This is a genomic window from Glutamicibacter sp. NPDC088483 (assembly GCF_044753145.1).
Classification (GTDB): Bacteria; Actinomycetota; Actinomycetes; order Actinomycetales; family Micrococcaceae; genus Glutamicibacter.
Genome location: NZ_JBIVMP010000003.1, coordinates 420,571 through 433,923, shown reverse-complemented (window position 1 = coordinate 433,923; position 13,353 = coordinate 420,571). Strand labels below are relative to the sequence as shown.

11 protein-coding genes are annotated in these 13,353 nt (G+C 63.1%); 3 read left to right on the top strand and 8 right to left on the bottom strand.

Annotated elements, in window-relative coordinates:
- Positions 1-39: 39 nt before the first annotated feature.
- Entirely contained in the window at positions 40-1,251 is a 1,212-nt protein-coding gene (locus tag ACIP6G_RS08805) for an NAD(P)/FAD-dependent oxidoreductase (RefSeq protein ID WP_400289533.1), read from the bottom strand.
- Between the two features lie 120 nt (positions 1,252-1,371).
- A complete protein-coding gene (locus ACIP6G_RS08800; protein WP_400289531.1) occupies positions 1,372-3,255 on the bottom strand; it encodes a BCCT family transporter in 1,884 nt (627 codons plus the stop codon).
- 257 nt (positions 3,256-3,512) lie between these two features.
- On the opposite strand from ACIP6G_RS08800, the gene ACIP6G_RS08795 reads away from it, so the two are divergent.
- Together ACIP6G_RS08795 and ACIP6G_RS08790 are read left to right on the top strand one after the other, a co-directional pair.
- Entirely contained in the window at positions 3,513-4,694 is a 1,182-nt protein-coding gene (locus ACIP6G_RS08795; RefSeq protein ID WP_400289528.1) for a S8 family serine peptidase, read from the top strand.
- Positions 4,695-4,698: 4 nt separating this feature from the next.
- Entirely contained in the window at positions 4,699-4,932 is a 234-nt protein-coding gene (locus tag ACIP6G_RS08790) for a hypothetical protein (RefSeq protein ID WP_134779510.1), read from the top strand.
- Here the strand turns inward: ACIP6G_RS08790 and purU are convergent.
- The 6 genes from purU to glyA form a co-directional block, all read right to left on the bottom strand.
- Positions 4,929-5,789 (bottom strand): formyltetrahydrofolate deformylase, encoded by an 861-nt coding sequence (gene purU, locus ACIP6G_RS08785; protein ID WP_193057963.1) that lies wholly within the window; start codon positions 5,787-5,789, stop codon positions 4,929-4,931. The two genes, ACIP6G_RS08790 and purU, sit on opposite strands and share 4 nt — an antisense overlap.
- A gap of 180 nt (positions 5,790-5,969) precedes the next feature.
- Complete coding sequence (locus ACIP6G_RS08780; RefSeq protein ID WP_365943697.1) at positions 5,970-6,578, bottom strand: sarcosine oxidase subunit gamma family protein; 609 nt, start codon at positions 6,576-6,578, stop codon at positions 5,970-5,972.
- Complete coding sequence (locus tag ACIP6G_RS08775; RefSeq protein ID WP_365943698.1) at positions 6,571-9,468, bottom strand: sarcosine oxidase subunit alpha family protein; 2,898 nt, start codon at positions 9,466-9,468, stop codon at positions 6,571-6,573. The genes ACIP6G_RS08780 and ACIP6G_RS08775 overlap by 8 nt, the downstream gene beginning before the upstream one ends.
- Positions 9,465-9,764 (bottom strand): sarcosine oxidase subunit delta, encoded by a 300-nt coding sequence (locus tag ACIP6G_RS08770; protein ID WP_013350044.1) that lies wholly within the window; start codon positions 9,762-9,764, stop codon positions 9,465-9,467. The genes ACIP6G_RS08775 and ACIP6G_RS08770 overlap by 4 nt, the downstream gene beginning before the upstream one ends.
- 11 nt (positions 9,765-9,775) lie before the next feature.
- Positions 9,776-10,993 carry a sarcosine oxidase subunit beta family protein gene (locus ACIP6G_RS08765; RefSeq protein WP_013350045.1) on the bottom strand — a complete coding sequence of 406 codons (1,218 nt, stop codon included), beginning with the start codon at positions 10,991-10,993 and terminating at the stop codon, positions 9,776-9,778.
- Positions 10,994-10,995: 2 nt separating this feature from the next.
- Positions 10,996-12,312, bottom strand: coding sequence for a serine hydroxymethyltransferase (gene glyA / locus ACIP6G_RS08760; protein ID WP_365943699.1), 1,317 nt, complete (start codon positions 12,310-12,312; stop codon positions 10,996-10,998).
- Between the two features lie 151 nt (positions 12,313-12,463).
- On the opposite strand from glyA, the gene ACIP6G_RS08755 reads away from it, so the two are divergent.
- On the top strand, positions 12,464-13,123 hold the full coding sequence (locus tag ACIP6G_RS08755) for a GntR family transcriptional regulator (RefSeq protein ID WP_365943701.1): 660 nt from the start codon (positions 12,464-12,466) through the stop codon (positions 13,121-13,123).
- Positions 13,124-13,353: the final 230 nt, after the last annotated feature.

Here is a 13,353-nt window from a genome sequence, read left to right as displayed (position 1 = left end):
CCTACTTTCTTGGAGGGTCACTTGCTGCTTAGTAAAATCCTATAAATCACCGAGGTCGATATCCGGATCCGCCAGCGAGGCGGCTGGCACCGTCTTGCCCACCATCTCACGCAGGCGATCATTGACGTCCCAGATATTCACGTTTGCCGCCGCGGTGATCTTCTCGCCATCTTGCCAGAACAACAAGAATTCTCCGCTTTCCATGCTGCCGCGGACTACCGAGACGTCATCTGGGGAATTATGCCCCACATATTCCATTCCCAGATCGAATTGGTCCGTGAAGAAATACGGCAACCAGTCATAGGATGCGTCGGCACCGGTGAGCGTCGCGGCCGCCAGCTTGCCCTGGCGGATCGCGTTGTCCCAGTGCTCCACGCGCAATTGGGCGCGCAGCTTGGTATTGAACGCCTGGGCGATATCCCCGATGGCCAGAATCTTGGAGTTGCTGCTGCGCAGCGACGCATCGACCACCACCCCGTGATCCACTGCCAGCCCGGCAGTCTCGGCCAGTTGCAGATTGGGTTTGGCACCAATAGCCAGCAGCACCACATCGGCACGCGATGAGCCGGCATCCGAAAGCACTTGCAGGTGCCCGTCGACCTGCTCGATGCCCTGCACGCGTGCGGTGCGCACATCCACTCCATTGGACTGGTGCAGCTCCAGCAGGTGGTTCCCGAAGCGTTCTCCGAAAACCTTGGCCAACGGCACCGCGGACGGTGAATAGACGGTGACCCGGGCTCCGCGTTGGCGGGCTGTGGCGGCCACTTCCATGCCGATCCAGCCCGAGCCGACCACGGCCACTTGGGCACCCTCGACCAGTTTTTCGCGCAGCGACTGGGCATCTTCCAGCGTGCGCAGCACATGCACCCCGGGCAGGTCATAACCGGGCATTGGCGAGTCCCCGCCCACGCTGGCCCGCGAACCGGTGGCCAGCACCAGTTGCCCGTAATCCACGGCGGTGCCATCGGCCAGCATCACCTGCTGCTTGCCGGTCTCCACGCTGATTGCGGCGGTTCCCAGCCGGAGGGTGACCTCCTGCGCTGCGTACCACTGCGCGTCATGCACGGTGAAGTCTTCTGGCTTGTCATTGCCCTGCAAGAAGCCCTTGGACAGGGGCGGACGCTCATAGGGCAGGTGCGATTCCTCGCCAATCAGGGTGATCGGGCCGGCATGTCCCCGCTCGCGTAGTGCTGCCACCGTACTGGCGGCGGCAAGCCCGGCACCAACGATGACTATCGACTCCTGGCCCATGGAACAACCCCTCTGCTTCCCGCCGCGGTGACGGCCCGCGGCCAGTGGATAGTGCTTGTCACCTTGATCCTCACACCCCGATGCCCTGCTTGGCAAGGCATCGGGGGTCAGGTCCCGGACCTAGTCGTCACTTGGCTTCACGTGCCGGGATTTTGCTTCTGATTCCACGCGCTTGCCGAAGATCCCGCGCGTGCGCGAGACCCGGTAGTCGATACGGTCATCGACGTAGCGGCGCAGTTCGGGCTGCTCGTCCAAGGCGCCCCACAGCTCATCGGAGACGTGCTCGGTGACCCGCGCCAGCCGGCGCTTCTGCTCGATGACTTCCAAGGCCCGGCTTTCATGGCGCAACCCCTTGATCGTGGCCACCGACATCATGATCATGATGATGCTGAATGGCAAGGCCGTGGCCAGCGAACCGGCCTGCAGCGTCTGCAGCCCGCCAGCCACCAGCAAGGCAGCGGCCAGCACGCCTTCGAGCACCGCCCACAGCACCCTGGACCAGGTCGGCGGGTTCGGGTGCCCGCCGGAGGCGAGCATGTCGACCACCAGCGAGCCGGAGTCCGAAGAGGTGATGAAGAAGATCGCGACCAGCAAGATCGCCACCACCGACAGGATCGAACCCAGCGGCAAGGCTTCAAGCACCTGGAACAGCGAGCCCTCCGCGGAGACCGCCCCGTCCTGGACCATGTCCCCAGCGCCGAAGAACTGGCGGTACAGCCCCGACCCGCCCATGACCGAGAACCAAAGGAAACCGACTATGGTCGGCACCAGCAGCACGCCGGTGACGAATTGGCGCACGGTACGCCCGCGCGAAATGCGGGCAATGAAGATGCCCACGAACGGTGCCCAGGCGATCCACCAGCCCCAGTAGAAGACCGTCCAACTGGAGAACCAGGTGGCCGATTCCTCACCCTGCTGGAAGGCGCCCACGTCGAAGGTCATGTTCATGAAGTTGGCCAGGTACACGCCCAGGGACTGCACGAAATTCTGGAACAGGAACAGCGTCGGGCCCAGCAGCAGCACGCTGATCATCAGCAGGCCTGCCATGGACAGGTTGATGTTCGACAGCCACTTGATCCCGGCGCCCAGGCCGCTGACCACGCTCATGGTGGCCAGGAACGTGATGACCACGATCAGGATGACCAGCAGCGTGTTATCCACCGAACCGACCAGTCCGATCGCTTTCATGCCCGAGCTGATCTGCTGCACGCCCAAGCCCAGCGAGGTGGCCACGCCGAACACCGTGCCGAAGATGGCCAGTACATCAATCACATCTCCCAGCCAGCCCTTGACCCGATCTCCCAGGATCGGTTCCAGCGCCCAGCGGATGGACACCGGGCGGCCGCGGCGGTGGATCGCGTAGGCCAAAGCCAAGCCGATCACCGCGTAGATGGCCCACGGGTGCAGGCCCCAGTGGATGAAGGTCTGCGCCATGGCCAGTCCGGCCAGCTCCGATTCGCTGCCTTCCCAACCCGGCTTCGGATCCACGGTGGCGTACATCAGAGGTTCGCCGACCCCGTAGAAGACCAGGCCAATGCCCATGCCGGCGGCGAAGAGCATCGCGAACCAGCTGAACAGGCCGAATTCGGGTTTCTCTCCGTCATTGCCCAAGGTGATCCGCCCGAGCTTGGAGAAGCCGATGGCGATCACCAGCGCCACAAAGCCGCCGATGATCAGCATGTAGTACCAGCCCAGGTTGGCTACGATCCAGTTCTGCACGGCGTTGAAAGTCGTGTCCGCCGCGTTGGGCGCGAGGATCGCGAAGACCGCCACAGCCAGGATCACCAGCAGCGCCGGCCAGAAGACCGCAGGGGCGATCCCGCCCTTGCCTAGGCGCACGCCCTGCCGGCGCAGCTTCGCGGTGATCTGCTCGTCGGTGTCATCCTCGGCAATGTGCATGTGCACCGGGATCGGCGCGGTATGCGGGGATGCTTCCAGCACAGCATTTGCGTGCTGCCCATTATCTGCTTCGGGAGGTTCAACTTCGTCAATGTTCTTCGTCATGGTCCAGGCTCCTTCACTCAGAGAAATGCCCTAGGACTTCCACCCTTGTTCTTTCGCCGCGAAGATTCAAGTGGCCAGCGAAGAATAGTGGCTTCTTTCTGCCAGTCGGGCATCGCCGGGCAGTGCGCCGCGGTTGCTGTGCGCTGCATAGGTGCTTGTTGCCAGGCATGGCAGTTTGTCCATGCCACCGGGTACAGTGCGAGGTACCTCGTAGGCCTTGGCATGAAAGTCTCTCGGAACCAGCAAGGAGCCCCGTCATGTACAGCAACCAGACCCGTCACGCAACCGTCGCCGAAATTCCCAACCGCTACGTCTTGGTCTTCGACCGGCAGGAATCCGGAGCCCCGGGCATCGCAGCAGCCCAGCGCGAATCAGAACTTCCGCAGTTGCTGGCTGAACAGGGCTATTCCAGTACCGAGTACTTCCCGATGCTGGGCATCGCTGTGGTCACCAGCTCGGCTGACCAGCTTGAGGACTTCCGCCAGCGCTGCGCCGGGCACAAGCTGCCAGCCTCGGTGGTACCCGAGCTGGTTTACCGGATCCTGCCCGATGCCCCGGCCGCCACGGACTCCTATGCGGACACCGGCCAATTCACCTGGGGCCTGCAGGCCGTAGGCGCTTCGCTTTCGGGCTACACCGGCAAGGGCATCAACGTGGCCGTCTTGGATACCGGTTTTGACAGTGCGCATCCGGACTTCGCAGGCCGCACGGTGACCGCCAAGTCCTTTGTCGCAGGCGAGGACGCCACTGACGGCCATGGACATGGAACCCACTGCATCGGCAGCGCCTGCGGTCCGCGCGAACCGCAGCAGGGTCCGGGCTACGGGGTCGCCTCGGAAGCCAATATCTTCGCTGGAAAGGTGCTGGGCGCCGATGGCTCAGGTTCGGACTCCACGATCCTGGCCGGCATCAACTGGGCACTGGAAAACAAGTGCGAGGTCATCTCCATGTCGCTGGGTGCTGACGTGAGAACTGTGCACCCGCCCTATGTCACTGCCGGACGCCGCGCCTTGGAGCTGGGCTCCTTGATCGTGGCGGCCGCCGGAAATAATGCACAGCGCTCTGCCGGGAACCCGGGATTCGTCGGCGCACCGGCCAACAGCCCGTACATCATGGCTGTAGCGGCTTTGGACTCGAAGCTGGCCGTGGCGGACTTCTCGGCCCAGGCGTTGGACACCGAGGGCGGCGAGGTGGATATTGCCGGACCAGGCGTTGGCATCTACTCTTCGTGGCCCGGCGCCAAGCGGTACAACACCATCAGCGGAACGTCCATGGCCACCCCGCATGTGGCCGGCGTGGCAGCGCTGCTGGCCGAATCCACCGGCCTGCGCTCCCAGCAGCTGTGGGACAAGCTGGTGGCAACTTCCCGAGATGTCTCCCTGCCGGCCATGGATGCCGGAGCCGGGCTGGTCCAGGCCCCGGCCTCACAGGAAGCGTAGCGGCATGTCCGGCGCCGAGGTGCACGTCTATGTCATCACCATTTCCACCCAGCACCCGCTGGAACCGGTGGTCAGCGAACTGCAGTCCCGCGGATTGCAGGTTAAGCAGGTGCTCGCCGCCCTCGGCCAGGTGATTGGCGAGGGCAGCGAGGAGGTTGCCGAGAAGCTGCGCGGCTTATCGGCGGTGGAATCGGTTGATGCCCAGCAGCAATACCGGGCCTTGGATGATGATGCCTAGCGCAGGATGACCGTGCGGTTTCCGTAGAGGAAGACTCGGCCTTCGCAGTGCCAGCGCACCGCGTTGGACAGCGCCCTGCATTCGGAGTCGCGTCCGGCGGCGATCAGCTCCGATGGCCCGAAGGTGTGGTCCACTTCCACGACCTGCTGGGCGATGATCGGCCCTTCATCCAGCTCGGAGTTCACGTAGTGGGCGGTCGCGCCCACGGTCTTCACGCCGCGCTCCCAAGCCTGGTGGTACGGCTTGGCGCCCTTGAAGGAAGGCAGGAACGAGTGGTGGATGTTGATGGTCTTGCCGGTCAGCTCCGTGGCCAGATGGTCTGAGAGAACTTGCATGTAGCGGGCCAGGACTACCAATTCGGCGCCGGTCTGGGAAATCAGTTCCAGCAGCTTCGCTTCGGCCTGCGGTTTGGTTTCCTTGCTGATCGGGATGTGGTGGTATTCGATGCCATGCCATTGGACCAGGTCGCGGCTGTCTTCGTGATTCGAAGCCACCGCAACGATCTCGATGGGCAGTTCGCCGGTGCGCGAGCGAAAAAGCAGGTCATTGAGGCAGTGGTCGTATTTGGAGACCATGATCAGTACCCTGGTCTTCTGTCCGCGTTCGCGCAGCTGCCAGTCCATCTCGAATTTGGCGGCGATGGCGGTGAATTCCTCGCGCAGCTCAGCCAGCAGATTCTCTTCGGCCTCCCCAGAGAATTCCACGCGCAGGAACAAGCGTCCGGCGCTCATGTCGTCGAACTGCTTGAGTTCCACGATGGTGCGTTCATGCTTAACCAGGAATCCGGTGACCGCATTCACGATCCCCATTCCTTCGGGGCATTGCAGGGTCAAGACGTGACGGATTTGCTCGCTCATGAGTCCTTCTTTTCTGTGAGTGGACGGCCTATGTAGCACGGTGCCGGAGCATACGGCCTACCACCATGAACTGGACAGAATATTGCTTAGCCTGCCTTTGCATTCTTGGCCAGTTCCGGCCCCGCCCCAAAGATCAGGGCGGGGCCGGAACTGTGCTCAAGGTGCTCTAGCGAAGCTGGGCTAGATCATTGCTTCCGAGGCGAACTCGGACATGGCATCAACCAGCCAATGCACGGTGTGCTCGGTGAACGATGCGCGAGGCATGATCCGCCAGGCCTGCTCGCCGGTACGCCACAGCAATACCGGGATGTTCGCCACCGAGGTGACAATCGCCTGGTTCACTGCAAAGGCACGCGGGTGCAGATCCGCCGGGCAGCTCTTGCGCAGCACCAGCGGCGCATCCGGTCCGGTCAGTTCCAGCACGCTGCGGTTAGCCGAGAGGTCAACGACCTGTCCCGGTGCATCGCCCAGCGCCGCGCTGAGCACGCCACCCAGTTCGGTGTTCTCCGCGCTGGTGGCCAGGAATTCATCCGGAGCCAGCCATAGCACCGCGGTGCCTTGTGCCTCGCCGGCAACTTCGCCCACCTTCGCTGGCAAGCCTGCGCCGGTGGCCGCGGCCAATGCCGCATGGGCCTGCGTGCCCGGTGCGCAACGCAGCGAGATCTGGGTGGTGAACGCGATTTCGCGCAGTTCCACACGTCCGGCTACGCTGGCTGCGTCCATGACCGTATCCAGGTGTTCTGCTGGTGAATGGCGCAACGGGGTTTCAATCAAGGTGTTGTTAGCCATCTCGACGGCTTCCTTCCGGGTCATAGAGGACGGTTTCGGAGACTACGACGTCGACCAGCTGGTCGCCGACCGGGGTCTTGAGCACTTCACCGATGCGGTTGCGCCCGTTCTTGATCAGCGCCAGGCCGAAGGTGCGGCCCAGATTCGGCGAATCGTAGGAGCTGGTGACCCAGCCTTCCATCGGGGTAATGCCTTCGGTTGCCAGAGCATCCGAGGCCACCAGCGCGGCGCCTTCTGGCAATCGCAGGGACTTGTCCACCGGCAGTACCGAGACCAGCTGCTTGCGGTCCTCGCGGGCGTTATCGGCCCGGGAGTAGGAGCGGTTGCCGATGAAGTCCTTGAGCTTGGAAACAACCCATTCCATGCCGGCATCCTGCGGGGTCACCGTACCGTCGGTGTCTTGGCCGACGATGATGAAGCCCTTTTCGGCACGCAGCACGTGCATGGTTTCGGTGCCGTACGGGGTGATGTTGAATTCCTCGCCGGCGGCGTACGCATCTTCCCAGACGCGCAGCCCGTGCCAGGCAGGGACCGCGATTTCGAAGGCGAGTTCGCCGGAGAAGGAAATGCGGCTGATGCGCGCTTCGATTCCGGAGTCCAGCACCACGTCCCTGAAGGCCATGAATTTGAAGCCCTCGTTGGACACGTCCACAGTGGAGGCCAGCTTGGCGATGACATCGCGCGAACGCGGTCCCACCACGGCTACGGTGGCCAGCTGCTCGGTTACCGAGGTGCAGGTGACGTCGAGGTCAGGCCATTCGGTCTGCAGCCATTCCTCCAGCCAGTCCAGCACGTCGGCGGCGCCGCCGGTGGTGGTGTGCAGCAAGAAGCGGTCTTCGGCCAGGCGCAGGGTCACGCCGTCATCGAAGATCATGCCGTCGGCCTTGCACATCACTCCGTAGCGTCCCATGCCCACCTTGAGCTTGGTGTAGCCGTTGGTGTAGATGCGGTTCAGGAACTCTGCCGCGTCCTTGCCGCGGATCTCGATCTTGCCCAGCGTGGTGGCGTCGAGCATGCCCACCGAGTCGCGTACGGCCTTGGATTCGCGGTAGACGGCCTGGTCCATGGTTTCCCCGGCCTGCGGGTAGTACCACGGGCGCTTCCACTGTCCGACGTCTTCGAATTCGGCGCCGTGGGACAGGTGCCAGGAGTGCATTGCGGTGATGCGTGCCGGGTCCAGCTGGTCCCCGCGGTTGCGTCCGGCCAGGGCTGCGAAGGCCACCGGCGTATATGGTGCGCGGAAGGTGGTGGTGCCGATTGCCGCCGGGTTCTCGATGCCCAGTACCGCGGCGATCACGCCGATCGCTGCCACGCCCGAGGTCTTGCCCTGGTCATTGGCCGTGGAGATCGAGGTGTACCGCTTGATGTGCTCCACCGACTTCATGCCGGCGCCGGTGGCGCGCAATACGTCGGCTACGGTTTGGTCGCGCTGCAGGTCAACGAAGTGGAACTTGTAGTTCACTGCGTCATCGCCGCTGACCGATGGCACCAGCCAGACCGGCCGGGTTTCGCCCAGTGCGGTTTCCAAGGCCTGCGGGGTGCGGGCCACGGTGGCGAAGCCGGCGGCAGTAGCTGCCGCGGCGCCGGTAGCTGCGCCGGTGGACAGGGCGCTGGCGGTATCGAGGCGTCCGGTCATCGCACCGGCCAGGTGCTGGTTGGCCACGGCATCGGTTGGGACGAAGGCGTGGATGGTGGTGTCCCAATCCAGCTTGCCCTGGCGCTGGGAGTGCAGGTGCACTACCGGGTTGAAGCCGCCGGCCACGGCCAGCACGTCTGCTTCGAAGCGCTGGGTTTCCCCCAGCTCGCGTGCTTCATCGAGCTCTGCGACCACGATGGCCGACAGTTCGCCGTTTTCATCGGCTTCGGTGTCCACCACTACGGAGCCCGAGATGACCTGGAGCCCGTCAGCCACAGCCTGTGCGGCGGCGGCCGAAATGCTTGAGCGGGCATCGATGACCGCAACAACTCCGCCGGTGGCGGCCAGTTCACGCACCAGCTCGTAGGCCGAGTCGTTGGTGGTGGCTACCGCGATCCTCGCTCCGGCACGTACGCCGTAGCGGTTCAGATAGCTGCGCACCGCGCCGGCGAGCATGATGCCCGGGCGGTCGTTGTTCTCGAAGACGATCGGACGTTCGTGGGCGCCGGTGGCCAGGACTACCTGCTTGGCACGGATGTGCCAGATGCGTTCGCGGGAGACGCCGGGGCCGGATGGGCCATCCAGGTGCACGGTGCGGCGCTGCGCGGCGATCAGGTAGTTCGCATCGTAGGAGCCGAACACGGTGGTGCGCTGCAGGTGGGTGGTCTCCTCGGCTTCAGCCAGCTCGCTGGTGACCTGCTCGATCCACGCGCTGCTGTCCATGCCATCGATCTGCTCGCCGGCGGTATCCAGCAAGGTGCCTCCGGCTTCTGCGCGCTCATCGAGCAGCATCACCCGGGCTCCGGAACGCGAGGCTTCGCGGGCCGCGGCCAGGCCTGCCGGGCCGGCGCCGACCACGAGCACATCGGTGTGCACGTGGACGTGGTCGTAGTAGGCCGGATCCTTGGTCGGATCCAGTACGCCCAGGCCGGAAAGCAAGGTGGCGTTCAAGTCTTCGGTGACCGGGACGGTGGTCGCTGGCAGCATCGACTCATCGATGTCCTGCTCGTGGCGGGCACTGACGGTAACCAGCGCGTTGGGCTCTTCCACTCCGGCGGCGAAGATGCCGCGCGGGCGGTCCAGGTACAGGGAGTTGCCGGCCCTGCGCACCCCATTGGCCAGCAGTGCGCTGGCTACGGTGTCGCCGCGGAAGGCGGAAAGCTTGGCCCCGTCAACGGTGAGGGAAAGTGCTTCCTCGCGGTTGATGCGAGCGCGGGAGCTCTGCTCGGCGCTCAGGCGTTGTGGCTTGCTCATCGGGTGCCTCCTTCGGCGCTGTGGATTTCCGGACGTGGTGCGCCGGCTGGGTAGATGGCCTTGAATTCATAGGTGACGGTGTCGCGCAGAGCGTTGAACCACTTGCGGCAGCCTGCGGCGTGGACCCAGCGTTCGGCGAAGATGCCCTTCTTGTTCTGGCGGTAGAACAGGTAGCGGGACCATTGCTTGTCGCTCAGCGCGTGGGGATCTGCGGGGTAGGCCACGTGGGCTTCCCCCCCGTACTTGAATTCGTTCTCATTGCGTGGCCCGCAGTTCGGGCAATCAATCAGCATCATGGTGGTTGCTCCTAGTGTGCGACGGCGGCAGCGCCGTGTTCGTCGATCAGGTGGCCGGTTTCGAAGCGTTCGAGGCTGAACGGCTTGTTCAGCTCATGCGGCTCGTCGTTGGCGATGGTGTGCGCCAGGGTGAAGCCGGCGCCCGGGGTGCCCTTGAATCCGCCGGTGCCCCAGCCGCAGTTCACGTACAGGTTCTGGATCGGGGTCTTGGAGATGATCGGCGAGGCGTCCATGGTGGTGTCCACGATGCCGCCCCAGGTGCGCAGCACGTGCGCCCGGGCGAAGATCGGGAACAGTTCCACGGCCGCGGCCATCTGCTCCTGGATGACGTGGAAGGCACCGCGCTGGCCGTAGCCGTTGTAGCTGTCGATGCCCGCGCCCATGACCAGCTCACCCTTGTGGGCCTGGGAGACGTAAACGTGGATGTGGTTGGACATGACCACCGTCGGGTGCACCGGTTCGAAGAGTTCCGAAACCAGAGCCTGCAGCGGGTGGGACTGGATCGGCAGTTCGAAGCCGGCCATTTCTGCCAGCACCGAGGAGTGGCCTGCGCCGGCCAGCGCAACCTTCCCGGCATGGATGGTGCCGCGGGTGGTCTTCACGCCGGTGACCTTCTCGCCATCCTTGATGAAGCCGGTGACTTCGCAGTTCTGGATGATGTCCACGCCCATTTCGTTGGCCTTGCGGGCGAAGGCCCAGGCTACGTGGTCGTGCTTGGCGATGCCGGCGCGTGGCTGCCAGGTGGCGCCCATGACCGGGTAGCGGATGTCGTCGGAGGTATTGATGATCGGGCAGGCTTCCTTGACCTGGGATGGGTCCAGCCATTCGGCGTCCACGCCGTTGAGCTTGTTAGCTTCGACGCGGCGCACGGATTCGCGCACATCTCCCAGGGTGTGGGCCAGGTTCAGCACGCCGCGCTGGGAGAACAGGAAGTCGTATTCCAGGTCCTCGGGCAGCTGTTCCCACAGCTTCAGCGACTTTTCGTAGATGCCGGCCGACTCATCCCAGAGGTAGTTCGAGCGGATGATGGTGGTGTTGCGGGCCATATTTCCACCGGCCAGCCAGCCCTTTTCCAAGACGGCGACGTTAGTGATGCCGTGGTTCTTGGCCAGGAAGTATGCGGTGGCCAGGCCGTGGCCGCCGCCGCCAACGATGATGGCGTCATAGGATTTCTTCGGTTCCGGGTTTGCCCAGAGGAATTCTGGGTGCTCAGGCAGCAGATCAGCCATGGCTATTCTCCAATCTTCTTCAGGTTCGGGTAGAGCGGATGGGCCTGGGCCAGGTCCAGTACGCGCTGTTTGAGTTCGGGAAGTTTTTCGGTGTTGCCTTGGGCGCCGGCGATCAACGTCTGCGCAATGATCTCCGCAACCTCAGCAAACGCAGCCTCAGAGAAACCACGAGTAGCCAACGCAGGAGTACCAATACGCAAACCCGAAGTCACCATCGGCGGACGAGGATCAAACGGCACCGAATTACGGTTCACCGTAATCTCCACCTGAGCCAACAAATCCTCAGCCTGCTGCCCATCAAGCTCCGACTCACGCAGATCAACCAACACCAAATGCACATCAGTGCCACCAGTCAGAACGCTAATGCCCTGAGCCGACACATCAGCCCGGGTCAAACGCTCAGCAAGAATCTTCGCCCCAGCCAAGGTCCGCTCCTGGCGCTCCTTGAACTCCTGGGATGCAGCAATCTTGAAAGCCACAGCCTTGCCAGCAATCACGTGCTCCAACGGACCACCCTGCTGGCCAGGGAACACCGCCGAGTTCAGCTTCTTCGCAATCTCAGCATCATTCGAGAGGATAATGCCGCCACGAGGACCAGCAAGAGTCTTATGCGTAGTCGACGTCACCACATGCGCATGAGGCACCGGCGACGGATGCAACCCCGCAGCCACCAGGCCAGCGAAGTGAGCCATATCCACGAACAAGTACGCGCCGACCTTGTCAGCAATCTCGCGGAAACGCTTGAAGTCCAACTGGCGTGGGTACGCCGACCAGCCAGCAACAATCATCTTCGGCTGGTTCTCCACAGCAAGACGCTCCACCTCGTCCATGTCCACTTCATAAGTGGCCTCGTCCACACCGTAAGGAACGATGTTGAACAAGCGGCCCGAGAAGTTCAGCTTCATGCCATGGGTCAAGTGACCACCATGAGCCAGGTTCAAACCCAGCACGGTATCGCCCGGGCGGACCAACGCGTGGTACACCGACGCATTAGCCTGAGCACCGGAGTGAGGCTGCACATTAGCGAACTTCGCACCGAACAATTCCTTGATGCGCTCGATAGCCAACGTCTCAATCACGTCAACCTCTTCGCACCCGCCGTAGTAACGGCGGCCCGGGTAGCCTTCGGCGTACTTGTTGGTCAGTACCGAACCCTGCGCCTGCATCACTGCCTGCGCGGTGTGGTTCTCCGACGCGATCATTTCCAGACCGCGCTGCTGGCGAGCCAGCTCAGCGTCGATACGCTGCGCCACCTCCGGGTCGAGGTGTGCGAGGTCTGCAGTCAGTGAATCTGCAGCAAGAGTCGTAGCGTGTGCCATTACCCATCCCTAAATGTATGAATTGTCGACAACTGATATATCAATCTGCAACTCACTGTATGATGGAAATCACAGCCCGGTCAATGGGTTACCCGAAATTACTTCAGCGCGTAACAATCGTGCAGAATGGAGCAAGGAAATTGGAGGCGGGATGACAACCACGACGCAGCTCGCAGCAGGCACCGAGTCCATGGCCGAACGCGCCTACCAGGTGCTGCGAGACCGGCTGATCATGATGGACATCGCCCCCGGCGACCCGATCAACGAAGCCGGACTAGTCGATGACTTAGGAGTGGGACGCACTCCCCTGCGCGAAGCACTCAAGCGCCTTGAAGTAGACCATCTGGTGCAGTCCTACCCGCGCCGCGGCACCTTCGCCACCCGCGTGGATATCACCGAATTAGCTGATATCACCGAAATCCGCCAGGTCCTTGAACCACTGGCAGCGGCTAAGGCCGCAACCCTGCGCGGAGGAACCGCCCGCGCCGGCATCGAAACCACCTTGGAAGCAGTCAGCCAGCTCTCCGGAGAGAATCTGCGCCGCACCCTGATGGAAAATGACCTCGAAGTGCACCGGCTGATCTACCAGGCCGCCGGCAACCACCACTTAGAAGAGACACTAATCCGCTTGGATAACTTGGCCACGCGCATCTGGTGCATGGCACTGGATCGACTGCCCAGCGTGGACGAGCATATCGCCGAGCATGTCTCGCTCTTGCAGGCCATTCTGGACGGGGATGCGCCAGTAGCGCGCCAGCTGGCCCTAGAACATATCGTGCATTTCCAGAAGTCGGTTCGCGCCGTCCTCTAGGCGCCCCACTGCCCGCCGAGCTGGCCACCAACAATATGGAGCAGCCCGCGCATTGCCAACTGTTTCACTTTGTCTCGCTACACACTGGCGGTGCCCACCTCCGCCTGCATAAAACAGGGACGCCGCCGCGGAATCCAGCCAGCCACGAGGGCGCTACGCGCTTGAACAGAAGTTTTTTCGGGTCACCGTCACGCTAAACCACTGATTTCTCCGGCTGGATTCCTCAGTCT

What these genes read in the sequence shown, in the direction of transcription:
- ACIP6G_RS08790 (WP_134779510.1), top strand. Translation starts at nt 4,699, where the DNA reads ATGTCCGGCGCCGAGGTGCACGTCTATGTCATCACCATTTCCACCCAG.
- ACIP6G_RS08755 (WP_365943701.1), top strand. Translation starts at nt 12,464, where the DNA reads ATGACAACCACGACGCAGCTCGCAGCAGGCACCGAGTCCATGGCCGAA.
- ACIP6G_RS08800 (WP_400289531.1), bottom strand. Translation starts at nt 3,255, where the DNA reads ATGACGAAGAACATTGACGAAGTTGAACCTCCCGAAGCAGATAATGGG.
- ACIP6G_RS08765 (WP_013350045.1), bottom strand. Translation starts at nt 10,993, where the DNA reads ATGGCTGATCTGCTGCCTGAGCACCCAGAATTCCTCTGGGCAAACCCG.
- ACIP6G_RS08795 (WP_400289528.1), top strand. Translation starts at nt 3,513, where the DNA reads ATGTACAGCAACCAGACCCGTCACGCAACCGTCGCCGAAATTCCCAAC.
- ACIP6G_RS08775 (WP_365943698.1), bottom strand. Translation starts at nt 9,468, where the DNA reads ATGAGCAAGCCACAACGCCTGAGCGCCGAGCAGAGCTCCCGCGCTCGC.
- purU (WP_193057963.1), bottom strand. Translation starts at nt 5,789, where the DNA reads ATGAGCGAGCAAATCCGTCACGTCTTGACCCTGCAATGCCCCGAAGGA.
- ACIP6G_RS08805 (WP_400289533.1), bottom strand. Translation starts at nt 1,251, where the DNA reads ATGGGCCAGGAGTCGATAGTCATCGTTGGTGCCGGGCTTGCCGCCGCC.
- ACIP6G_RS08780 (WP_365943697.1), bottom strand. Translation starts at nt 6,578, where the DNA reads ATGGCTAACAACACCTTGATTGAAACCCCGTTGCGCCATTCACCAGCA.
- glyA (WP_365943699.1), bottom strand. Translation starts at nt 12,312, where the DNA reads ATGGCACACGCTACGACTCTTGCTGCAGATTCACTGACTGCAGACCTC.
- ACIP6G_RS08770 (WP_013350044.1), bottom strand. Translation starts at nt 9,764, where the DNA reads ATGATGCTGATTGATTGCCCGAACTGCGGGCCACGCAATGAGAACGAA.